Below are 24,206 nucleotides of genomic sequence, written 5' to 3' on the forward strand. Positions count from 1 at the left end.
TTGAGGCGATCTGCCCGGTTTTCTTATGCTTTACCACGTCAGCAACGGACGCTGACCAGGGTGAAAATGCTTCTTCCTCGTTTCGCCCTGCCCTCCGCCTCTTAAACAAAATTCAATTGATACAATAAATACGTCGTTTCTTATCTACGCTTAAGATAAATCATCTCGTCGGTAATCGCCTTCTGTATAATTTACTACCAGCAACCGGACAGCGACTATGCTGAGGGTATCGACAGACGCAACGCGTCTACCATCTGGATTGATGTACAACTCATGGCACTCCACAGTAAAAAGCTCTCTTTTACCCGGCCAATTATGGTCAGCTTCGCGGGGATCCTGTTCAGTTTCGCGCTGATCGCCATCCTGGTCATCCTTTCACAGAGAAAGGATTTTCTTGAGGATTATCATAAAATTAATGGTAATTTCACCCATAATCTGGCGGTGAACTATACCGAATCCATCCTGCGAGAAAATGACTATATTCTTGGTCGCGCTGCGATGTACTTCGCCCGTAACGACAGAGTAAATCAGACAATAAATATCGATCCGACACACGGTTTGCAGATGTTGATGCATTTGCAGAACCTGATGCCGACGGTGTCGTCTATCTCTCTGGCGGACACAGAAGGGCGCCATCTGCGCGCGCCGGAAGTGCTGCCAACGGAGAAAAGTAAGTCGTTCGACGCCAGAACCCGCCCATGGTTTGTCGGGCAAGCGGAAGCCAGCAACTTTCCTCACTACACCCGCCCCTATCTGGACTATTTCACCCAACATCCTACTGTCACCCTCTATAAGCCGGTCATTTCACCGGAAGGCCGTCTGAAGGGCACGCTCGCTTTCCATCTTGATTTAACGTCCATGGGGTATACCCTGCGCCAGATGGTGGCGCCGGTTCAGGGTGAGTTTTTTGTCGTGGAGCGTGACGGCGCCGTTGTGCTGCATCCGGACACGGGGGCGCTCTTTAAGCAGTACGTAAGCGAAGCGCTGATGGACAAAATGACCAGCGGCGAAGGCCATCTTTTCGACCCCAAAAGTAAAACCTGGTATTACTACTACTCTTTCACCAATCCGGACTGGTTTGTGATTTATCGGGTCTCCGATGCCACGCTTACCGTCATCACCCGGCATGAAACCACCGTCGTCGGCTGGGGATTTGCGCTGGCGGCAATCATCATCATTTTGTTCGGGCTTTACCTTCGTCATGCCTCGCGTTCTGTGCTGATGAACATTATCAACGCCATCAAAACCGGCGACGTCAACCAGGCACCACGCCTTGAGGCGATGCTCAGCCATACCATTCGAACCAATAAAGAACGCGAGCTGGCCTATGTCCGTCAGGCCACCCATGATGCGCTGACAGGCTGCAAAAATCGCCGTGCGTTCGATAACGATGTGGATGAGCTGCTGACCGCTCATCAACCCTTCGTTCTGGCGCTGATCGACATCGATAACTTCAAATCCATTAACGACACCTGGGGCCACCTGAGCGGGGATATTGTGCTGCGCAACGTGGCGCGGGAAGGTATTCAGATCATGCAGCCGCACCACGTTTCCGTTTACCGCTACGGTGGAGAAGAGTTCGGCGTGATATTCCCGGCCGAGCTGATGAACTCCGCGCACACGCTACTGGAAGCCTGGCGCACCGCCGTTGAAAAGCGGACCTGGCGGGAAGAGAATCTGCGAGTGACCTTCAGCGCCGGGATGGGGGAGTGGCACTTCGAACCGCTGGAACAATTTATCGGTAGCGTAGATGAAGCGCTGTATACCGCTAAACAACAGGGTAAAAACCGCATCGTAAGCACGGCCTGCCGATAATACCCTTCCTCAAATTCTGCCCGATCTGACGGGCAGAATGCTCTCCGCTGTAAAATTGTAACCGGTTTCAGGAAAATGCCGATTTCTTTGTGATGCCTGACACACAATCGCGGTAAAGCGGTTGTTGAAGCGGTCTGCACGGGATAATTATCAATAAACACATGTAGATCGAGGCTGACTATGAAGAACATCGTTTTATGCTGTGCAGCGGGAATGTCAACCAGCATGCTGGTTCAACGTATGAAAGATGCCGCGCAGAAAAAAGGAGTCGAAGTAACCATTAAAGCCGTTCCGGTCGCGGAGTTTAAAGATAACATCGCGACGGCTGATATCGTATTACTGGGGCCACAGGTTAAATACGAACAGGCAAAACTCCAGGCGCAGGCCGATCCGCTCGGAAAAAAGGTTGCGGTCATCGACATGATGGATTACGGCATGATGAAAGGTGATGCCGTACTGGAAAAAGCGCTCAAACTTCTGGAGTCATAATGGAAGACTTAGAAACCACGATTATGGAACTGCTGGTCAACGCAGGCGCAGCGCGCAGCGCGGCCCTGACGGCGTTGCAGATGGCGCGAAAAGGCGACTTTGATGAAGCCGAGAAAGCGATGGAAGAATCGCGTGAATATGTGAAACATGCGCATACGATCCAGACGCAGCTTATCGGTCTTGATGAAGGGACCGGGAAACTTCCGGTTAACCTGATCACCGTTCACTCTCAGGATCACCTGATGAACGCGATGGTTATTCAGGATCTGGCGGGCGATATGATTGAGCTTTATCGACGTATCCCGTTAGTGAACTGAAGACATACAGATGTAAAAAAACCCGCCGAGGCGGGTTTTTTATTGTCGGGTGGCGCTACGCTTACCCGACCTGTGATTCATATGCCCGGTAATTTTACCTACCGGGCATCAACGATTACTCGTTGTCGGAACCGCCCAGACCTGCGTTCAGCAGTTCTGCAAGGCTCGCGGATGCATCTTCGGCAGTCACCTGCGGTGCAGCTGGCAGTTCGCCCGCTGCGCGACGACGCATACGATCCTGGTGGTACGCATAACCGGTACCGGCCGGGATCAGACGACCCACGATAACGTTCTCTTTCAGACCGCGCAGTTCATCACGTTTACCTGCAACAGCCGCTTCGGTCAGGACACGAGTGGTTTCCTGGAACGATGCAGCAGAGATGAAGGACTCGGTTGCCAGAGACGCTTTGGTGATACCCAGCAGATCGCGTGCGAAGGTCGCACCGATTTTGCCGTTCGCTTCCAGATCGCGGTTAGCGATCTTAACGCGTGAGTATTCAACCTGCTCGCCTTCCAGGAAGTCGGAGCTGCCCGCGTTTTCGATGGTTGCTTTACGCAGCATCTGACGAACGATAACTTCAATGTGTTTATCGTTAATCTTAACGCCTTGCAGACGGTATACGTCCTGTACTTCGTTAACAATGTAACGGGTAACAGCATGCACACCACGCAGACGCAGGATGTCGTGCGGCGCTTCTGGACCATCGGAAACCACGTCACCACGTTCTACGCGTTCACCTTCGAACACGTTGAGCTGACGCCACTTAGGAATCATCTCTTCGTACGGCTCGCTGCCATCTACTGGCGTAATAACCAGGCGGCGCTTACCTTTGGTCTCTTTACCGAAGGAGATGATACCGCTGATTTCAGCCAGGATCGCAGGCTCTTTCGGACGACGTGCTTCGAACAGGTCCGCAACGCGTGGCAGACCACCGGTGATGTCCTTGGTACCGCCGGATTCCTGAGGAATACGCGCCAGGGTGTCACCAGAGCTGATCTGTACGCCATCTTCCAGCTGTACAATCGCTTTACCCGGCAGGAAGTACTGCGCAGGCATATCGGTACCAGGGATCAGAACGTCGTTGCCCTGAGCATCAACGATTTTCAGTGCAGGACGCAGATCTTTACCGCCGGTAGTACGTTCAGCAGAATCCAGAACCACCAGAGAAGACAGACCGGTCAGCTCGTCGGTCTGACGAGTAATGGTCTGGCCGTCGATCATGTCAGTGAAGCGGATGAAACCACTTACTTCGGTGATAACCGGCATGGTGTGTGGATCCCAGTTTGCAACGGTTTCACCGCCAGCAACCTGCTCGCCATCACCTTTCGCCATAACCGCACCGTAAGGCACTTTATAGCTCTCTTTGGTACGACCGAATTCGTCGATCAGCTTCAGCTCGGTGTTACGGGAAGTGATAACCAGTTTACCGCTGGAGTTCACAACCGACTTCGCGTTGCTGAGCTTGATGCTACCTTTGTTTTTCACCTGGATGCTGGATTCAGCAGCCGCACGAGATGCCGCACCACCGATGTGGAACGTACGCATCGTCAGCTGTGTACCCGGCTCACCGATGGACTGTGCCGCGATAACGCCGATAGCCTCACCTTTGTTGATGATGTGGCCACGCGCCAGGTCACGACCGTAGCAGTGCGCACACACACCAAAGTCGGTGTCACAGGATACAACGGAACGCACTTTCACGGAGTCAACAGAGTTCGCTTCCAGCAGGTCACACCACTGTTCGTGCAGCAGGGTGTTGCGTGGAACCAGAATGTCTGCGGTGCCCGGCTTCAGAATGTCTTCCGCGGTCACACGACCCAGTACGCGATCGCGCAGCGGCTCTTTAACATCACCACCCTCGATAACCGGGGTCATGGTGATACCTTCGAGGGTGCCACAATCGTCTTCGGTGACGACCAGATCCTGCGCAACGTCAACCAGACGACGCGTCAGATAACCGGAGTTCGCCGTTTTCAGTGCGGTATCCGCCAGACCTTTACGCGCACCGTGCGTGGAGATGAAGTACTGGAGTACGTTCAGACCTTCACGGAAGTTCGCGGTGATTGGCGTTTCGATGATGGAGCCATCTGGCTTCGCCATCAGACCACGCATACCTGCCAGCTGACGAATCTGTGCCGCAGAACCACGCGCACCGGAGTCGGCCATCATGTAGATGCTGTTGAAGGAGACCTGCTGCTCTTCTACGCCGTCACGGTTAATCACGGTTTCGGTTTGCAGGTTATCCATCATCGCTTTAGATACACGATCGTTCGCCGCAGCCCAGATATCGATAACTTTGTTGTAACGTTCGCCTGCGGTTACCAGACCAGACTGGAACTGCTCCTGGATCTCAGCAACTTCAGCTTCCGCTTCAGAGATGATCTCGTGTTTCTTCTCTGGGATGACCATGTCATCGATACCAACAGATGCACCTGAACGCGCTGCATAAGCAAAGCCGGTGTACATTGTCTGGTCAGCGAAGATAACGGTCGGCTTCAGACCCAGAATGCGGTAACAGGTGTTCAGCATTTTGGAGATCGCTTTCTTGCCCAGCGCCTGGTTGACGATGGAGAAAGGCAGACCTTTCGGTACGATCATCCACAGAATGGCACGGCCAACGGTCGTGTCTTTCAGGCTGGTGTGCGCAACGAACTCGCCGTTTTCATCTTTTTCGTATTCGGTGATACGCACTTTAACGCGCGCATGCAGAGAGGCCAGGCCAGCGCGATAAATACGCTCAGCTTCTTTCGGGCCAGTCAGCACCATGCCTTCGCCTTTGGCGTTAACACAGTCACGGGTCATGTAGTACAGACCCAGTACAACGTCCTGAGAAGGAACGATGATAGGTTCACCGTTCGCTGGAGACAGGATGTTGTTGGTAGACATCATCAGCGCACGCGCTTCGAGCTGGGCTTCCAGCGTCAGCGGTACGTGAACAGCCATCTGGTCACCATCGAAGTCGGCGTTATAGGCCGCACAAACCAGCGGGTGCAGCTGGATCGCTTTACCTTCGATCAGGACTGGCTCAAAGGCCTGGATACCCAGACGGTGCAGAGTTGGTGCACGGTTCAGCAGTACCGGGTGTTCGCGGATCACTTCGTCCAGGATATCCCAAACGACAGCTTCTTCACGCTCAACCATTTTCTTCGCGGCTTTGATGGTGGTGGCGAGGCCACGCAGTTCCAGCTTGCCGTAGATGAACGGTTTGAACAGCTCCAGTGCCATTTTCTTCGGCAGACCGCACTGATGCAGACGCAGGTATGGACCTACGGTGATTACAGAACGACCGGAGTAGTCAACACGCTTACCGAGCAGGTTCTGACGGAAACGACCCTGCTTACCTTTGATCATGTCGGCCAAAGATTTCAGAGGACGTTTGTTAGAACCGGTGATCGCACGACCACGACGACCGTTATCCAACAGGGCATCGACTGCTTCCTGAAGCATACGTTTTTCGTTGCGTACGATGATGTCCGGCGCAGCCAGATCCAGCAGACGTTTCAGACGGTTGTTACGGTTGATCACGCGACGGTACAGATCGTTCAGATCCGACGTTGCGAAACGACCACCATCCAGCGGAACCAGCGGACGCAGATCTGGCGGCAGAACCGGCAGAACGGTCAGGATCATCCACTCTGGTTTGTTACCAGACTGAACGAACGCTTCCAGCAGTTTGATACGCTTGGTCAGCTTTTTACGCTTGGTTTCGGAGTTGGTTTCGTTCAGCTCTTCGCGCAGAGTTTCACACTCTTGCTCCAGATCCATGCTCTTCAGCAGGGCCTGGATAGCTTCCGCACCCATCTTCGCGTCGAATTCGTCACCGAACTCTTCCAGCGCGTCCAGATACTGTTCTTCGGTCAGGATCTGGTTACGTTCCAGATTGGTCATCCCGCCTTCGATAACCACATAAGATTCGAAGTACAGAACACGTTCGATATCGCGCAGCGGCATATCCAGCAGCAGACCGATACGGGACGGCAGAGATTTCAGGAACCAGATGTGAGCGGTCGGAGACGCCAGCTCGATGTGGCCCATACGCTCACGGCGTACTTTGGTCTGGGTCACTTCAACGCCGCACTTCTCACAGATCACACCACGGTGTTTCAGGCGCTTGTACTTACCGCACAGGCACTCGTAATCTTTTACTGGCCCGAAAATACGCGCACAGAAAAGGCCGTCACGCTCAGGTTTGAACGTACGGTAGTTAATGGTTTCCGGCTTTTTAACTTCACCGAAAGACCATGAACGGATCATGTCTGGCGAAGCCAGAGCAATTTTGATCGCATCAAACTCTTCGGTTTTAGTTTGCGCTTTCAGAAACTTTAATAAGTCTTTCACGGATTTGCTCCCGTCGGAGTTAGCACACTCTGCTGTCGGGCGTTAACCCGACAGCAGTGACCTGTTTGAGCGAGAATTACTCGTCTTCCAGTTCGATGTTGATACCCAGCGAACGAATCTCTTTCAACAGTACGTTGAAGGATTCTGGCATGCCCGGTTCCATCTGATGGTTGCCGTCTACGATGTTCTTATACATCTTAGTACGACCGTTCACGTCATCAGACTTAACGGTGAGCATTTCCTGCAAGGTGTATGCTGCGCCGTATGCTTCCAGCGCCCACACTTCCATCTCCCCGAAGCGCTGACCACCGAACTGAGCCTTACCACCCAGCGGCTGCTGAGTAACCAGGCTGTAAGAACCGGTAGAACGAGCGTGCATCTTGTCGTCGACCAGGTGGTTCAGTTTCAGCATGTACATGTAACCTACGGTTACCGGACGCTCGAACTGTTCACCGGTACGGCCGTCAAACAGCGTAATCTGGCCAGACGTTGGCAGACCACCCAGTTGCAGCAGCTCTTTAATTTCAGCTTCTTTTGCACCGTCGAATACCGGCGTTGCAATTGGCATACCTTTGCGCAGGTTCTCTGCCAGACGCAGCACTTCTTCATCGCTGAAGGTGTTCAGGTCGACTTTCTGACGAACGTCGGTACCCAGATCGTAGGCACGCTGGATGAACTCGCGCAGTTTCGCGACTTCCTGCTGCTGTTTCAGCATGGCGTTGATCTTATCGCCGATACCTTTCGCAGCCATACCCAGGTGGGTTTCCAGAATCTGACCGATGTTCATACGAGACGGTACGCCCAGTGGGTTCAGTACGATATCTACCGGCGTACCGTTAGCATCGTGCGGCATATCTTCGATCGGGTTGATCTTAGAGATAACACCCTTGTTACCGTGACGACCTGCCATCTTATCACCAGGCTGGATCTGACGTTTAACAGCCAGATACACCTTAACAATCTTCAGCACGCCTGGTGCCAGATCGTCGCCCTGAGTGATTTTGCGGCGTTTCGCTTCGAGTTTTTTCTCGAACTCGTGTTTCAGTTCGTCATACTGCTCAGCCAGCTGTTCCAGCTGATTCTGTTTCTCTTCGTCGGTCAGGCCCAGTTCCAGCCAGCGATCGCGTGGCAGTTTGTCGAGCTTCTCAGCTTCAACGCCACCGGCAACCAGCACCGCATAGATACGGCTGAACAGACCTGCTTCGAGGATTTGCAGTTCTTCAGACAGGTCTTTCTTAGCCTGTTTGAGCTGCATCTCTTCGATTTCCAGCGCACGCTTATCTTTCTCAACGCCGTCACGGGTGAAGACCTGAACGTCGATAACCGTACCGGAAACACCGTTTGGTACGCGCAGAGAAGAGTCTTTAACGTCAGACGCTTTCTCACCGAAGATAGCACGCAGCAGTTTCTCTTCTGGCGTCAGCTGGGTTTCGCCTTTCGGCGTGACCTTACCAACCAGAATGTCACCGCCGGTCACTTCCGCGCCGATGTAAACAATACCGGATTCATCCAGTTTAGAGAGCGCAGCTTCACCCACGTTCGGGATGTCAGCGGTGATCTCTTCTGGCCCCAGCTTGGTGTCACGGGACACACATGCCAGTTCCTGAATGTGGATGGTGGTGAAACGATCTTCCTGAACCACACGCTCGGAGACGAGGATGGAGTCTTCGAAGTTGTAACCGTTCCACGGCATGAACGCTACGCGCATGTTCTGACCGAGCGCCAGTTCACCGAGGTCGGTGGACGGACCGTCTGCCAGCACGTCGCCGCGCTCAACTGGCTCACCCAGAGACACACATGGCATCTGGTTGATACAGGTGTTCTGGTTAGAACGGGTGTATTTGGTCAGGTTGTAGATGTCGATACCCGCTTCGCCCGGATACATCTCGTCTTCGTTAACTTTGATAACGATACGGGATGCGTCAACGTACTGAACGGTACCGCCACGCTTAGCAACTGCTGTAACACCAGAGTCAACGGCAACAGCACGTTCCATACCGGTACCAACCAGCGGCTTATCAGCACGCAGAGTTGGAACGGCCTGACGTTGCATGTTCGCACCCATCAATGCACGGTTGGCGTCATCGTGTTCCAGGAACGGGATCAGGGACGCACCGACGGATACCACCTGCTGGGTGGATACGTCCATGTAGTCAACCTGGTCGCGGCTGAACAAGCTGGATTCGCCTTTGCTACGGCAGGTAACCAGATCTTCTACAAAGTGGCCTTCGTCATCCAGGTTGGAGTTCGCCTGAGCGATAACGTAGTTGCCTTCTTCAATAGCAGACAGGTAATGAATTTCGTCAGTAACAACACCGTCGGTCACTTTACGATACGGGGTCTCGAGGAAACCGTATTCGTTCGTCTGTGCGTACACGGACAGGGAGTTGATCAGACCGATGTTTGGACCTTCAGGCGTTTCGATTGGACATACGCGACCGTAGTGAGTCGGGTGTACGTCTCGAACTTCAAAGCCTGCGCGTTCACGGGTCAGACCGCCTGGGCCGAGTGCGGAGATACGACGTTTGTGTGTGATCTCAGACAGCGGGTTGTTCTGGTCCATGAACTGAGACAGCTGGCTGGAACCGAAGAACTCTTTCACTGCCGCAGAAATCGGCTTGGCGTTGATCATATCCTGAGGCATCAGGGTATCCAGATCGCCCAGAGACAGACGCTCTTTCACCGCACGCTCTACACGTACCAGGCCAACGCGGAACTGGTTTTCCGCCATTTCGCCTACGGAACGGATACGACGGTTGCCGAGGTGGTCGATATCGTCCACTTCGCCTTTACCGTTACGGATATCGATGAGCTTCTTCATCACTTCAATGATGTCGTCTTTGCTCAGGATACCGGAACCTTCGATTTCGTCGCGCAGCAGAGAACGGTTGAACTTCATACGACCAACCGCGGACAGATCGTAGCGGTCTTCGGAGAAGAACAGGTTCTCGAACAGGCTTTCAGCCGCTTCGCGAGTTGGTGGCTCACCAGGACGCATCATGCGGTAGATTTCGACCAGCGCGCTCAGACGATCGTTGGTTGGGTCGACGCGTACAGTCTCAGAGATGTACGGACCGTGATCCAGATCGTTGGTGAACAGCGTTTCGATACGTTTGTGGCCAGCCTGACTCAGCTTAGCCAGCAGATCCAGGCTCAGCTCCATGTTCGCCGGGCAGATCAGCTCGCCAGTTGATTCATCAACGTAATCTTTCGCGGCTACTTTTCCTGCAATGTATTCAACCGGAACTTCGATGTGTTTGATATCATCTTTTTCCAGCTGGCGGATGTGGCGCGCGGTGATACGGCGACCTTTTTCCACATACACTTTGCCGTCGGCTTCGATGTCGAACGACGCGGTCTCACCACGCAGACGTTCCGGCACCAACTCCATCTGCAATTTGTTGTCGCGGATTTCAAAGATCACTTTCTCAAAGAACAGGTCCAGGATCTGCTCAGTGGTATAGTTCAGTGCACGCAGAATGATGGTTGCAGGCAGCTTACGACGACGGTCGATACGGACAAACAGGTTGTCTTTTGGATCGAATTCGAAGTCCAGCCATGAACCACGGTAAGGAATGATGCGTGCGTTATACAGTACTTTACCGGAAGAGTGCGTTTTACCTTTATCGCTGTCGAAGAAGACACCCGGGCTACGGTGCAGCTGGGAAACGATAACACGCTCAGTACCGTTGATAACGAAAGTACCGTTGTCCGTCATGAGTGGAATTTCACCCATGTAGACTTCTTGTTCTTTAATGTCTTTTACGGTGCCTTCCGGCGCTTCGCGCTCGTAGATCACCAGACGCAGTTTTACGCGCAGCGGTGCGGAATAGGTCACGCCACGGATCTGACATTCCTGAACGTCAAACACCGGTTCGCCAAGGCGGTAGCTGACGTACTGCAGCTCGGAATTACCGCTGTAGCTCTGAATCGGGAACACGGAACGGAAGGCTGCTTCCAGGCCGTACTGCCCTTCAGGATCTTGCTCGATAAACTTCTGGAACGAGTCAAGCTGGATAGAAAGGAGATATGGAATGTCCAGAACTTGTGGACGTTTACCAAAATCCTTACGAATACGTTTTTTCTCGGTATAGGAGTAAACCATAGGGTTCCTCAGCTCGCTGACAAGTCGACCCATCTGTCCGACGAAGGGACAGTTTGTGCAACACCATTTTGTGGACCGGAAAATTGAATACTTTCCGCAATACCTGTTGCTATCACGCTTAAACCATTTCATTGCGATTTACACAGAGCGAGCACCCTGTCGCAGTATATTAAGTCGTCGATAGAAACAAGCATTGTCAGGACAACCAGCAGTCAAACAGTGTGAAATGCTGCTGATGCCTTACAGCGCAAAAAGGCTGGTGACTAAAAAGTCACCAGCCATCAGCCTAATTACTTAGGCTGCAACCAGAAAAGTTGGCTTATTTAACTTCAACTTCAGCGCCAGCTTCTTCCAGAGATTTTTTCAGTGCTTCTGCGTCGTCTTTGCTCACGCCTTCTTTCAGCGCAGCTGGAGCAGATTCTACCAGGTCTTTAGCTTCTTTCAGACCCAGGCCAGTTGCGCCACGTACTGCTTTGATTACAGCAACTTTGTTCGCGCCAGCAGCTTTCAGAATTACGTCGAATTCAGTTTTTTCTTCAGCAGCTTCAGCCGGGCCCGCAGCTACAGCTACAGCAGCAGCAGCAGAAACACCGAATTTTTCTTCCATTGCAGAAACCAGCTCTACAACGTCCATTACGGACATAGCTGCTACTGCTTCAATGATTTGATCTTTAGTGATAGACATTTAAATTGTTCCTGAAAATCAGAATAAGTTTATACGTAAGCAAATGCTTTATAAAGATAACTGCGATTAAGCAGCTTCTTTCGCATCGCGTACAGCAGCCAGAGTGCGAACCAGTTTGCCAGCCGCAGCTTCTTTCATGGTTGCCATCAGGCGTGCAATTGCTTCTTCGTAGGTCGGCAGGGTTGCCAGGCGATCGATTTGCGATGCCGGGATCAACTCACCTTCAAAGGCTGCAGCTTTGACCTCAAATTTTGCATTCGCTTTCGCGAACTCTTTGAACAGACGAGCAGCAGCGCCCGGGTGTTCCATAGAGTATGCAATCAGGGTCGGACCAACAAACGTGTCTTTCAGGCACTCGAACTGAGTACCTTCAACTACGCGACGCAGCAGGGTGTTACGAACAACACGCATGTATACGCCAGCTTCACGACCTGCTTTACGCAGTTCAGTCATTTTGTCTACAGTAACGCCACGGGAATCCGCAACTACTGCAGACAGCGCGCCTTTGGCTACTTCGCTGACTTCAGCAACAATCGCTTGTTTGTCTTGAAGATTTAAAGCCATTAGCTTTGCTCCTGGATGTTTGCCGGAACTCATGTTCCGGAACTCACTTCACTCGACCCAACGGGAAGAGCGTCTTAATACGGTGAGCAGAAACAAGCCAGAGTATTTAAAATAATCTTAGCGTTCTGTCACCGTCTACGCAGGGGATTAAGTTTCTTGCGAAACACCTGCGGTCTTCGACGGAGGCCTGGATAGGCCAGGCTCCAACGAACAATTCTTTTAGCCGCTAACTTTTGTTAGCAAACGTGGGGGTAAGATTGTAGACAAAATCACCGCCCACGTAAAGGCATTAGTTTGCAGCAGCGCTCAGGCCAGCCTGGTCAACTGCAACACCTGCACCCATGGTGGTGGAGATGCTAACTTTCTTGATGTACACGCCTTTCGCCTGAGTTGGTTTTGCTTTTTTCAGCGCAACCAGCAGAGCTTCCAGGTTTTCTTTCAGTTTGTCAGCGTCAAAGTCCACTTTACCGATGGTGGTGTGGATGATGCCGTTTTTGTCGTTACGGTAACGAACCTGACCTGCTTTAGCGTTCTTAACCGCTTCAGCAACGTTAGGCGTTACAGTACCCACTTTCGGGTTTGGCATCAGGCCGCGTGGACCCAGAACCTGGCCCAGCTGGCCAACAACGCGCATTGCATCTGGAGAAGCAATAACAACGTCAAAGTTCATTTCGCCTTTCTTGATCTGATCAGCCAGATCTTCCATACCTACCAGTTCAGCGCCGGCAGCTTTAGCAGCTTCAGCGTTTGCACCCTGAGCAAATACAGCTACGCGTACGGAACGGCCAGTACCGTGTGGCAGTACAGTTGCGCCACGAACGTTCTGATCGGATTTACGAGCGTCGATGCCCAGGTTAACGGCAACGTCAACGCTTTCAACGAACTTAGCAGTTGCCAGTTCTTTCAGCAGAGCGATAGCTTCGTTGATGTCGTACTGTTTGGTCGCATCAACTTTGTCACGGATCACGGACATGCGCTTGGTCAGTTTAGCCATTTCTTAGTCCTCCACTACCAGGCCCATGGAACGTGCAGTACCTTCGATGGAGCGAGTCATCGCTTCAATGTCGGAACCAGTCATGTCGGCAGCTTTGGTCTGCGCGATTTCCTGCAACTGAGCGCGGGAAATTTTACCCACTTTGTCTTTGTTCGGCTTACCGGAACCAGACTTGATGCCCGCTGCTTTCTTCAGCAGAACTGCTGCTGGAGGGGTTTTGGTAACGAAAGTGAAAGAACGGTCAGCGTAAACAGTGATTACAACTGGGATTGGCAGACCTTTTTCCATGGATTCAGTTTTGGCGTTGAACGCTTTACAGAATTCCATGATGTTCACACCCTGCTGACCCAGAGCTGGACCAACTGGTGGACTTGGGTTCGCCATACCTGCTGCAACCTGCAGCTTGACGTAGGCTTGTACTTTCTTAGCCATTCTAAAATCCTCTGATTGGGTAATAACGCCTCGGAGAGGCTCCCCGTGAATAAAATTCGTTTTACGGGCCGGGGCCCATAAAAACAAAAGGCGCGAAATTGTATTCCAATCTCGCGCCCTGTGCAACGATTAAATCGTCGCTTTTTTGATCGCTGCTTAGGCTTTTTCTACCTGAGCAAAGTCCAGCTCTACCGGGGTCGCACGACCAAAGATAGAAACGGAAACTTTCAGGCGGGACTTCTCGTAGTCCACTTCTTCGACGACGCCATTGAAGTCAGCAAACGGACCGTCGTTAACACGAACCATCTCACCCGGTTCAAACAGCGTTTTCGGACGCGGTTTATCACCAACCTGCTGGAGGCGGTTCATAATCGCATCAACTTCTTTGTCGCTGATTGGCGCCGGACGGTCAGATGTGCCGCCGATAAAGCCCATCACGCGTGGTACGCTGCGCACCAGGTGCCAGCTCGCGTCGTTCATCACCATCTGAACCAGCACGTAACCCGGGAAGAATTTACGCTCGCTTTTGCGACGTTGGCCGCCACGGATCTCAACCACTTCTTCGGTCGGAACCATAACTTCGCCAAATAACTCTTCCATATTGTGTAATTTGATATGCTCACGCAGCGACGTAGCTACGCGGCCTTCAAAACCGGAAAACGCCTGAACGACGTACCAGCGCTTTTTAGGGGCTTCAGACATCTCAGAACCTCAGGCCAGTGATAAAGGATACCAGGCGAACCAGAATACCATCCAGTCCCCACAGGATCAGTGACATTACAGCGGTTACCGCCGCTACAATCAGCGTGGTGTGCAATGTTTCCTGGCGAGTCGGCCAAATGACCTTGCGGACCTCGGTACGCGCTTCGCGGGCAAACGCAACGGTCGCTTTGCCTTTCGTCGTCAACAGCGCGACACCACCCGCCGCAGCAATCAGAATTACCACTGCAAGCGCGCGTAGCGGCAGCATCATGTCACGATAAAGATAGTTGCCGACAATCGCCACAATCAGCAGCACGGCTACAACTACCCATTTCATCGCTTCCAGGCCGCGCCCGCTCCCTTGAGCTTCGGTATTCGCACTCATAAACCAACCTGTCAGAAGTATTCTACAAACATTTTCACCCCGCGTGTGCGAGGCAAACCAATCGAAATGCTATTCGCTTTTCGTATTATACGCTCTCCGCAGAGCCTGTCTCAGCAATGATTATGACAAAATTAATCACTGATGAGCCAGGTTCTGATGTGAAAGCGTGCAAAAAGGGCATCAAATGATGCCCTTTTATTGCGCATTGCGTCAAATGTTATCAGCGATTAGCCGAGAACTTTAGCAACAACGCCCGCGCCAACGGTACGGCCGCCTTCACGGATTGCGAAACGCAGACCGTCGTCCATCGCGATTGGGTGGATCAGCGTCACAACCATCTTGATGTTGTCGCCTGGCATTACCATCTCTACGCCTTCTGGCAGTTCGATGGTACCGGTCACGTCAGTTGTACGGAAGTAGAACTGTGGACGGTAGCCTTTGAAGAACGGAGTATGACGGCCGCCTTCGTCTTTGGACAGAATGTACACTTCAGATTCGAACTTGGTGTGTGGCTTGATTGAGCCTGGCTTCGCCAGAACCTGACCACGTTCGATTTCTTCACGTTTGATACCACGCAGCAGAACACCAACGTTCTCACCAGCACGGCCTTCGTCCAGCAGTTTGCGGAACATTTCAACGCCAGTACAGGTAGACTTCGCAGTCTCTTTGATACCAACGATTTCAACTTCTTCACCAACTTTGATGATACCGCGCTCTACACGACCGGTAACAACGGTACCACGACCGGAGATGGAGAATACGTCTTCGATTGGCAGCAGGAATGGCTTGTCAATCGCACGCTCTGGTTCTGGGATGTAAGAATCCAGGAAGCCAGCCAGTTCGATGATTTTCGCTTCCCACTCTGCGTCGCCTTCCAACGCTTTCAGCGCGGAACCACGAACGATTGGAGTGTCGTCGCCTGGGAAATCGTACTGAGACAGCAGTTCACGAACTTCCATCTCTACCAGTTCCAGCAGCTCTTCGTCATCAACCATGTCGCATTTGTTCAGGAACACGATGATGTAAGGAACGCCTACCTGACGACCCAGCAGGATGTGCTCACGAGTCTGAGGCATAGGGCCGTCAGTCGCAGCAACAACCAGGATCGCGCCGTCCATCTGCGCAGCACCGGTGATCATGTTTTTAACATAGTCGGCGTGGCCTGGGCAGTCTACGTGTGCGTAGTGGCGAGTCGGGGTGTCATACTCAACGTGAGAGGTGTTGATGGTGATACCACGAGCTTTTTCTTCTGGTGCGTTATCGATCTGGTCGAAAGCACGAGCAGCACCGCCGTAGGTTTTAGCCAGTACGGTAGTGATTGCAGCGGTCAGCGTTGTTTTACCATGGTCAACGTGGCCGATAGTACCGACGTTAACGTGCGGTTTTGTACGTTCAAACTTTTCTTTAGACATCGATTGTCCCTCTAAGACACGGATAAATCGGTGATATCACCACATCAACCAGGCGAAAATGCCTGAACTGTTGAATACATTTACATTGAAACAGAGAGAAAGGGAGGGAGAAGTGAAGTGGTGCTGATACCCAGAGTCGAACTGGGGACCTCACCCTTACCAAGGGTGCGCTCTACCAACTGAGCCATATCAGCACGTATTGGAGCGGGCAGCGGGAATCGAACCCGCATCATCAGCTTGGAAGGCTGAGGTAATAGCCATTATACGATGCCCGCATCCTGAAACTCGGCTACCCAGTTCTTTCTGTAACAAAAAAAGAGATTTCTCTCTTTTCTGTTCGAGCTGGTCAATTTTTCCAACCAGCTCCGGCGGCGTTGTCGCTGCCAGAAAGTGGTGGTGGGGGAAGGATTCGAACCTTCGAAGTCTGTGACGGCAGATTTACAGTCTGCTCCCTTTGGCCGCTCGGGAACCCCACCGGACTTGATGGTGCCGACTACCGGAATCGAACTGGTGACCTACTGATTACAAGTCAGTTGCTCTACCTACTGAGCTAAGTCGGCATCAAGTAGCGCGCATTCTATGGAGACCTGCGCAGTCATGCAACTAAAAAATTGCATAAAACGTTCTTTCGCTCACATTTTATTCGAAACCAGGGCTAACCGCTGTAAATTCATCCGCTCACGGTTAAAAATTCAACATGAATGCCTGATTTCGGCACGCTATAGCCCCAGGTGATGCCTGCCCGGTTAAGCATCGCTTTCCCATATTTTTTCTTATTATTCCTCTCATCTGGTGTTAACCTCCTGCCCATTGTCCAAAATTAACTATGTGATGAGCCCGCACCCGCCGTTTCGTGATGGTTCACAGAAGCATGCTTATGAGCAAAAAAGAGCAAACGTTAATGACGCCCTATCTTCAGTTTAACCGTAGCCAGTGGGCAGCCCTGCGTGACTCCGTCCCTATGACACTGACGGAAGGTGAAATCGCACGGCTAAAAGGGATAAACGAAGATCTCTCCCTGGAAGAGGTGGCAGAAATCTATCTCCCCCTTTCTCGCTTGCTTAACTTCTATATCAGCTCCAATTTGCGCCGTCAGGCCGTACTGGAACAGTTCCTCGGCACGAACGGTCAACGTATTCCTTATATCATCAGTATTGCGGGCAGCGTGGCAGTGGGTAAAAGTACCACCGCGCGCGTGCTACAGGCGCTGCTGAGCCGCTGGCCGGAACACCGCAGCGTGGAGCTGATCACCACCGACGGCTTCCTGCATCCCAACGAGGTGTTGAAAGAACGCGGCCTGATGAAAAAGAAGGGCTTCCCGCTCTCTTATGATATGCACCGCCTGGTAAAGTTTGTTTCAGATCTAAAATCGGGCGTACCTCACGTTACCGCGCCGGTTTACTCGCATCTGATCTACGACCGCATCCCGGATGGCGACAAAACGGTTGTGCAGCCCGACATCCTGATTCTGGAAGGCTTAAACGTCCTGCAAAGCGGGATGGATTATCCTCACGATCCGCATCATGTGTTTGTCTCTGACTTTGTCGATTTCTCAATTTATGTCGATGCGCCGGAAGATTTGCTGCAACGCTGGTATATCAACCGCTTCCTGAAGTTCCGCGAAGGCGCGTTCACCGACCCGGATTCCTACTTCCACAACTACGCCCAGCTCTCTGAAGAAGAGGCTATCAGCGTGGCGACCGGGCTGTGGAATGAGATCAACTACGTCAACCTCAAAGAGAACATCCTGCCGACGCGCGAACGTGCAAGCCTGATCCTCACCAAGAGTGAGAAACACGCCGTTGACCAGATTCGTTTACGGAAGTAGACCTCAGACGTAAAAAAACCGGCTTATCGCCGGTTTTTTTCTTTATGCCTGCGGCTTTTCGCCGTTTTCATCCTGATCGACCGCGAAGCAGGCCACCAGCTGTCCGCCATAATCCTTCAGTTGTGGCTGCAACTGCGTGCACGGGCCGAAGCGGCGACGGCAGCGGGCGTTGAACGCACATCCCGGCGGCGGGTTAAGCGGGCTTGGCAACTCGCCGGTCAGCTTAATGCGCTCCCGGCGGTCATCCGGGTTCAGCCGCGGCGTTGCAGACAGCAGCGCCTGCGTATACGGATGACGCGGGTTAGTAAAGATCTGATCTTTCGTCCCCTTCTCCACGCAGCGTCCCAGATACATCACCATCACCTCATCGGCAATGTGCTCAACCACGGACAGGTCATGGGAGATGAAGACGTACGACAGTCCCAGATCCTGCTGTAAATCCATCATCAGGTTAAGCACCTGCGCACGTACGGACACGTCAAGCGCTGAGACCGGCTCATCGGCAATCACCACGTCCGGGTCAAGCATCAGCCCACGGGCGATGGCAATACGCTGACGCTGACCGCCAGAGAACATATGCGGGTAGCGATCGTAATGCTCGGTTTTAAGCCCCACCTTCGCCATCATCGCCAGCGCTTTTTCACGACGCTGCTCTTTGCTCAGATTGCTGTTAATCAGCAGCGGCTCTTCCAGAATCTGCCCCACTTTTTTACGCGGGTTTAAAGAACCGTACGGGTTCTGGAACACAATCTGGATTTTTTGACGACGCAGCTTCTGCGCCTGCGGATCGTGCTTGAGCAGATCCTGGCCCTGATAGTAAAGCTCGCCGCCGGTTGGCGTTTCGATCATCGTCAGCAGACGGCCCAGCGTGGATTTTCCACAGCCCGACTCCCCGACGACCGCCAGCGTTTTACCGCGTTCAAGGCTGAAGGAGACGCCGTCCAGCGCTTTTACCAGGCGCTCGGGGGCAAAAATCCCCTTCTTCACCGGGTAATGTTTTTTCAGGTCGATAGCCTGCAACAGCGGCTGTTGCGTGGTGGCCTCGTGCGTACTCATAGTGTTGGCCTCCCGGCATCATCGAGTGGGTAGTGGCATTTTGACTGCCGACCATCGGCCAGCAGATTCAGCTCTGGCTCCTCGGCGCGGCATTTATCCGTCGCATACGGGCAGCGCGGATTCAGCAGGCAGCCCTGCGGACGGTCATATTTACCCGGAACCACACCCGGCAGTGACGCCAGACGCGCTTTGTCCTGGGCAAACTCCGGCAGCGCGCGCAGTAACGCCTGCGTATACGGGTGACGCGGCGCGCGGAAGATATCGTGCGAACTTCCGGTCTCCACTACCTGACCCGCATACATCACGATGATTTTGTGTGCCGCTTCCGCCACCAGCGCCAGGTCGTGCGTAATCAGCACCAGCGCCATATTCTCTTTCTGCTGCAACTCCAGCAGCAGCTCGATGATTTGCGCCTGGATGGTTACGTCCAGCGCGGTAGTTGGTTCATCCGCAATCAGCAGTTTTGGTCGACAGGCAATCGCCATGGCGATCATCACGCGCTGGCTCATGCCGCCGGAAAGCTGATGCGGGTAAACGTCCAGACGCGATGCTGGGTCAGGTATCCCCACCAGGTTCAGCAGATCGATAGCACGCTGGCGACGGGTTTTCTTATTCCCGCCCTGATGCACCTTAATGGCTTCCATAATCTGGAAACCGACGGTGTAGCATGGGTTCAGGCTGGTCATGGGGTCCTGGAAGATCATCGCCACTTCCGCGCCCACCAGCTGGCGGCGCTGTTTTTCGGAAATGCGCTTCAGATCCTGACCGTTGAACTCCAGATTTTCCGCCATCACGCGACCGGGGTAGTCAATCAGCCCCATAATCGCCAGCGAACTCACTGACTTACCGGAGCCCGACTCTCCTACAATCCCGACCACTTCGCCCTGATTAACGCTGTAGCTGATGCGGTCCACGGCGCGAAACGGTGTGCCTTCGTCGCCAAAGTGCACGGATAATTTATCTACATTTAATAACGCCATCTCGTGCCTCTTACTGCTTCAGTTTGGGATCAAGTGCATCACGCAGACCGTCACCCATCAGGTTAAATGCCAGCACCGTCAGCAGAATCGCCAGACCCGGGAAGGTGACGACCCACCAGGCGCTTTGCGCGAACTGCAACACGTCGGAGAGCATGGTGCCCCACTCCGGTGTTGGCGGCTGCGCACCCATGCCAAGGAAGCCAAGAGCGGCCATATCAAGAATGGCGTTAGAGAAACCGAGCGACGCCTGAACAATCAGCGGCGCAAGGCAGTTTGGGAAGATATTGATAAACATCTGACGCATAGCACCGGCACCCGCCACGCGAGAGGCGGTAACGTAGTCCCGGTTCACTTCCACCAGCACCGCCGCACGGGTCAGACGCACGTAATGCGGTAGCGCAACAAACGTCAGCGCAAGCGCGGCGTTACCAATCGACGGACCAAAGATCGCCACCAGCACCAGCGCCAGCAGCAGGCTTGGCAATGCCAGCATAATGTCGACGACGCGCATGATGATGTTATCAACAATGCCGCCGAAGTAGCCTGCCACCAGGCCGAGTACGATCCCCATGATCAGCGACAGTACGACAACGAGGCAGCCAACCAGCAGCGACAGGCGTGCGCCGTACATCAGGCGCGACAGCACATCGCGGCCCACGTCGTCGGTGCCCAGCAGGTGCGTCAGGCTTCCGCCGTCCTGCCATGCAGGAGGTGCCAGCAGCGCATCGCGGAACTGATCAGCCGGGTTATACGGCGCAAGGAAGTTCGCAAACACCGCAATCAGGATCATGATGGAAACATACACCAGCCCGACGACCGCGCCTTTGTTGCGCTTGAAGTAGTGCCAGAACTCCTGCATCGGCGTCATTGGCACCGGTGCGGTGACCACTTTATTTTGAGTAACTTGTGACATGATGGCCCCTTACTTCTTATGACGAATACGCGGGTTCACCACGCCGTACAGCAAATCGACCAGCAGGTTGACGAGGATAATCATCGTCGCGACCAGCAGTACACCGCCCTGCACAACCGGATAGTCACGGCGTTGCAGCGCATCAATCAGCCAGCGTCCAAGACCCGGCCAGGAGAAGATGGTTTCGGTCAGGATCGCCCCCGCCAGCAGCGTACCGACCTGCAAACCGATAACGGTTACCACCGGCAGCATAGCGTTACGCAGGGCATGAATGATGATGACGCGCATACGGGTCAGGCCTTTAGCGCGGGCAGTACGAATATAATCCTCGCCCAGCACTTCCAGCATGGAGGAACGGGTCATACGCACGATCACCGCCAGAGGGATGGTGCCCAGCACCATTGCAGGCAGGATCATGTGCGCAACCGCATCAATGAAGTTGCCCTCTTCGCCCCAGATCGCCGTATCAATCAGCATAAAGCCGGTTAACGGGTTGGTGTCGTCAAGGAAAACCATGTCGCTGACGCGTCCGGAGACCGGCGTCAGGTTCCACTGCACCGAGACCAGCATGATCAGCATCATGCCCCACCAGAAGATAGGCATGGAGTAGCCGGTCAGTGCCAGGCCAACAGCGGTGTGGTCGAAAATAGAGCCACGCTTAACGGCAGCCAGTACGCCAACGGGGATCCCTACCGCGGTCGCGAAGATCATGGCGCAGATACCGAGTTCCAGCGTCGCTTTAAAGCGCGGTACGAACTCGTCCCACACCGGAAGACGGCTTTTCAGTGAAATCCCTAAATCGCCGTGCAACACACCCCAGATATAGTGGAGATACTGCTGCCACATCGGCTTATCAAGGCCGAGTTCAGCCAGCAGTTGCGCATGACGTTCAGGGGAGATACCACGCTCGCCCGCCATAATCATTACCGGGTCACCCGGGATCATATGGACGAAGGCAAAAGTGAGAAGGGTGATACCGATAAACGTCGGGATAACCAGTCCCAGACGTCGGAGGATGAACTGCAACATAACCCGGATTCTCTCTGATGACGCACGCCCAGTGGCGTGACGTCTGTATTGCTCACAAATGTAAATTCCCTCTCCCTGTGGGAGAGGGTTAGGATGAGGGGATGCATGCACGCCCCTCACCCCTGCCCTCTCCCACAGGGAGAGGGAGAACACCCTACTTATTATTCAACAGATACGTTTTCGAAGTGGTGTTTGCCCAGTGGATCAACCACGTAGCCCTTCACTTCTTTACGCACTGGCTCGTACACGGTGGAGTGAGCAACAATCAGCGCCGGGGCCTGATCGTGCATAACAACCTGCGCTTGCTTGTACAGTTCAATACGTTTGTTGTGATCGTCGGTCGCACGCGCCGGCTGGATCAGATCTTCAAACGGCTTGTAGCACCAGCGAGAGTAGTTGGAACCGTCTTTCGCTGCCGCACAGCTGAACAGGGTCGCGAAGAAGTTGTCCGGATCCCCGTTGTCGCCGGTCCAGCCCATCATGACCGCCTGGTGTTCGCCCGCTTTAGCGCGCTTCAGGTACTCGCCCCACTCGTAGGTCACAATTTTGGCCTGTACGCCAATCTTCGCCCAGTCAGCCTGAACCATTTCCGCCATACGACGTGCGTTCGGGTTGTAAGGACGCTGTACCGGCATCGCCCACAGCTCGACGGTGAAGCCTTTGTCCTGGCCCGCTTCTTTCAGCAGCGCTTTCGCTTTCTCAGGATCGTAGGTGTAGTCCTTAATGTCGTCGTTATAACCCCACATGGTTGGTGGGATCAGGTTCTTGGCCGCAACGCCCGCGCCCTGGTAAACGGCTTTGATGATCGCTTCTTTGTTCACCGCGTAAGTCAGCGCCTGACGCACTTTCACGTCATCGAACGGTTTCTTCTCGGTGTTGAAGGAGAGATAACCCACGTTCAGGCCCGCCTGCTCCAGCAGGTTGATATTTTTGTCCTGCTTCATGCGCGCGATGTCAGCCGGGTTTGGATACGGCATCACCTGACATTCGTTTTTCTGCAATTTTGCGTAACGCACGGATGCGTCAGGCGTGATGGAGAAGACCAGACGGTCGATCTGCGGCTTGGTACCCCAGTAGCCCGGGAAGGCTTTATACAGAATACGGGAATCTTTCTGGTACTGAAGCAGCTGGAACGGGCCGGTACCGATTGGGTTCAGGTCCACTTTTTCCGGGGTGCCGGCTTTCAGCATGTTGTCCGCGTACTCTTTAGAGAGAATCGAGGCGAAGTCCATCGCCAGGTCAGCCAGGAATGGCGCTTCCGGACGCGTCAGCACAAACTGAACGGTTTTATCGTCCACTTTTTTCACTTCAGCGATCAGGTCTGGCAGACCCATCCCTTCGAAGTATTCATAGCTGCCGCCAGACACTTTATGGTACGGGTTCTGGGCATTTTTCTGACGGTCGAAGGAGAACACAACGTCGTCGGCGTTAAAGTCGCGCGTAGGTTTAAATTCTTTGCTGTCCTGCCACTTCACGCCCTGGCGCAGGTGGAAGGTATAGGTTTTACCGTCTTCGCTGATATCCCACTTTTCAGCCAGGCCAGGAATTACTTCCGTGGTGCCGGTTTTAAATTCAACCAGACGGTTATAGATCGGTACAGAGCTTGCGTCGTAAGTCGTACCAGAGGTAAAGAGCTGTGGGTTAAAGCCTTCCGGAGAGCCTTCAGAACAGTAAACCAGGGTTTTTGCCTGTACGCTTGCTGCAACGGTCATGGCCACCAGGCTCAGACCAAGCTTCAGCATCCCTGACTTCTTCAAGGAAATACTCATTATTGTGCTCCAATGTGATGTTTTGCTTTGTTGTGTTACGCCGCCTGACCTTTATTTATTTTTTACCCGGTCCGGTCGGTGATGCCCGAAGGCGTTAAAAGGGATAGAGAATCCTTTCAGAAGAGCGTTTGAGTTGCAGCGCAGATCCTCCCTGAAATGCCCCTCGTGCCCTACAATCTGTCAACAGAATGTGAAAACGTCAATACAGGTGGCGGGGATTTACGTGGAGTGTGAGAAACCGCAAACAAAGATTAAAAAAACCCTGACCGTGAGTTTTCAGCAGAGAAATTTATGCTACTCGCCATGATGCAGCACAATTATCTTCATATTTCGCAACACTCAGTGATTAAGTTTTATTCAGAATGGGTAAATTTTCTTACAGAATGGTGATT

18 protein-coding genes and 4 tRNA genes are annotated in these 24,206 nt (G+C 53.2%); 4 read left to right on the forward strand and 18 right to left on the reverse strand.

Features of this window, described 5'->3' with window-relative positions:
- Nucleotides 1-273: 273 nt before the first annotated feature.
- The 3 genes from SK54_RS00615 to SK54_RS00625 all read left to right on the forward strand — a co-directional run bounded on the left by SK54_RS00615 (nt 274) and on the right by SK54_RS00625 (nt 2,621).
- Nucleotides 274-1,815, forward strand: coding sequence for a sensor domain-containing diguanylate cyclase (locus tag SK54_RS00615; protein WP_048246568.1), 1,542 nt, complete (start codon nt 274-276; stop codon nt 1,813-1,815).
- 180 nt (nt 1,816-1,995) lie between these two features.
- A complete protein-coding gene (locus tag SK54_RS00620; RefSeq protein ID WP_010425948.1) occupies nt 1,996-2,304 on the forward strand; it encodes a PTS sugar transporter subunit IIB in 309 nt (102 codons plus the stop codon).
- Complete coding sequence (locus tag SK54_RS00625) at nt 2,304-2,621, forward strand: PTS lactose/cellobiose transporter subunit IIA (RefSeq protein WP_003862327.1); 318 nt, start codon at nt 2,304-2,306, stop codon at nt 2,619-2,621. The genes SK54_RS00620 and SK54_RS00625 overlap by 1 nt, the downstream gene beginning before the upstream one ends.
- A gap of 115 nt (nt 2,622-2,736) precedes the next feature.
- On the opposite strand, the gene rpoC is transcribed toward SK54_RS00625, so the two are convergent.
- From rpoC to SK54_RS00690, 13 genes are all read right to left on the reverse strand, one after another.
- Entirely contained in the window at nt 2,737-6,960 is a 4,224-nt protein-coding gene (rpoC, locus tag SK54_RS00630; RefSeq protein WP_017384083.1) for a DNA-directed RNA polymerase subunit beta', read from the reverse strand.
- Between the two features lie 76 nt (nt 6,961-7,036).
- A complete protein-coding gene (rpoB, locus tag SK54_RS00635; protein WP_008503453.1) occupies nt 7,037-11,065 on the reverse strand; it encodes a DNA-directed RNA polymerase subunit beta in 4,029 nt (1,342 codons plus the stop codon).
- Nucleotides 11,066-11,384: 319 nt separating this feature from the next.
- Nucleotides 11,385-11,750, reverse strand: a complete 366-nt coding sequence (gene rplL / locus SK54_RS00640; RefSeq protein ID WP_002445276.1) for a 50S ribosomal protein L7/L12 — start codon at nt 11,748-11,750, stop codon at nt 11,385-11,387.
- Nucleotides 11,751-11,816: 66 nt separating this feature from the next.
- A complete protein-coding gene (gene rplJ, locus SK54_RS00645; protein WP_003862338.1) occupies nt 11,817-12,314 on the reverse strand; it encodes a 50S ribosomal protein L10 in 498 nt (165 codons plus the stop codon).
- A 289-nt stretch (nt 12,315-12,603) separates the two neighbouring features.
- Nucleotides 12,604-13,308 carry a 50S ribosomal protein L1 gene (gene rplA, locus SK54_RS00650; RefSeq protein WP_006810530.1) on the reverse strand — a complete coding sequence of 235 codons (705 nt, stop codon included), beginning with the start codon at nt 13,306-13,308 and terminating at the stop codon, nt 12,604-12,606.
- Between the two features lie 3 nt (nt 13,309-13,311).
- Nucleotides 13,312-13,740 carry a 50S ribosomal protein L11 gene (rplK, locus tag SK54_RS00655; protein WP_003862340.1) on the reverse strand — a complete coding sequence of 143 codons (429 nt, stop codon included), beginning with the start codon at nt 13,738-13,740 and terminating at the stop codon, nt 13,312-13,314.
- Nucleotides 13,741-13,896: 156 nt separating this feature from the next.
- Nucleotides 13,897-14,442: a transcription termination/antitermination protein NusG gene (nusG, locus tag SK54_RS00660; protein ID WP_003862341.1), complete on the reverse strand. Its 546-nt coding sequence runs from the start codon at nt 14,440-14,442 to the stop codon at nt 13,897-13,899.
- A gap of 1 nt (nt 14,443) precedes the next feature.
- Nucleotides 14,444-14,827: a preprotein translocase subunit SecE gene (secE, locus tag SK54_RS00665; RefSeq protein ID WP_003862342.1), complete on the reverse strand. Its 384-nt coding sequence runs from the start codon at nt 14,825-14,827 to the stop codon at nt 14,444-14,446.
- A gap of 227 nt (nt 14,828-15,054) precedes the next feature.
- Complete coding sequence (gene tuf / locus SK54_RS00670) at nt 15,055-16,239, reverse strand: elongation factor Tu (protein WP_023323999.1); 1,185 nt, start codon at nt 16,237-16,239, stop codon at nt 15,055-15,057.
- 118 nt (nt 16,240-16,357) lie between these two features.
- Nucleotides 16,358-16,433, reverse strand: a tRNA-Thr gene (locus SK54_RS00675).
- 6 nt (nt 16,434-16,439) lie between these two features.
- Nucleotides 16,440-16,514, reverse strand: a tRNA-Gly gene (locus tag SK54_RS00680).
- A 116-nt stretch (nt 16,515-16,630) separates the two neighbouring features.
- A tRNA-Tyr gene (locus tag SK54_RS00685) sits at nt 16,631-16,715 on the reverse strand.
- A gap of 8 nt (nt 16,716-16,723) precedes the next feature.
- A tRNA-Thr gene (locus SK54_RS00690) sits at nt 16,724-16,799 on the reverse strand.
- 317 nt (nt 16,800-17,116) lie between these two features.
- Between SK54_RS00690 and coaA the strand changes: the two genes are divergently transcribed.
- Nucleotides 17,117-18,067, forward strand: a complete 951-nt coding sequence (gene coaA, locus SK54_RS00695; protein ID WP_015569977.1) for a type I pantothenate kinase — start codon at nt 17,117-17,119, stop codon at nt 18,065-18,067.
- A gap of 42 nt (nt 18,068-18,109) precedes the next feature.
- Here the strand turns inward: coaA and dppF are convergent, their stop codons facing one another.
- The 5 genes from dppF to dppA all read right to left on the reverse strand — a co-directional run bounded on the left by dppF (nt 18,110) and on the right by dppA (nt 23,814).
- Nucleotides 18,110-19,123 (reverse strand): dipeptide ABC transporter ATP-binding subunit DppF, encoded by a 1,014-nt coding sequence (dppF, locus tag SK54_RS00700; RefSeq protein ID WP_017383568.1) that lies wholly within the window; start codon nt 19,121-19,123, stop codon nt 18,110-18,112.
- Entirely contained in the window at nt 19,120-20,103 is a 984-nt protein-coding gene (gene dppD, locus SK54_RS00705; RefSeq protein ID WP_015569978.1) for a dipeptide ABC transporter ATP-binding protein, read from the reverse strand. Before dppD ends, dppF begins: the two co-directional genes overlap by 4 nt.
- A 10-nt stretch (nt 20,104-20,113) precedes the next feature.
- Nucleotides 20,114-21,016 (reverse strand): dipeptide ABC transporter permease DppC, encoded by a 903-nt coding sequence (dppC, locus tag SK54_RS00710; protein WP_017383569.1) that lies wholly within the window; start codon nt 21,014-21,016, stop codon nt 20,114-20,116.
- A gap of 9 nt (nt 21,017-21,025) precedes the next feature.
- Nucleotides 21,026-22,045: a dipeptide ABC transporter permease DppB gene (gene dppB, locus SK54_RS00715; RefSeq protein WP_006810536.1), complete on the reverse strand. Its 1,020-nt coding sequence runs from the start codon at nt 22,043-22,045 to the stop codon at nt 21,026-21,028.
- Nucleotides 22,046-22,206: 161 nt separating this feature from the next.
- Nucleotides 22,207-23,814 (reverse strand): dipeptide ABC transporter periplasmic-binding protein DppA, encoded by a 1,608-nt coding sequence (gene dppA / locus SK54_RS00720; RefSeq protein ID WP_003860756.1) that lies wholly within the window; start codon nt 23,812-23,814, stop codon nt 22,207-22,209.
- Nucleotides 23,815-24,206 lie beyond the last annotated feature (392 nt).

It is taken from the genome of Enterobacter sp. MGH120 (assembly GCF_001037725.1).
Taxonomy (GTDB): Bacteria; Pseudomonadota; Gammaproteobacteria; order Enterobacterales; family Enterobacteriaceae; genus Enterobacter; species Enterobacter hormaechei_C.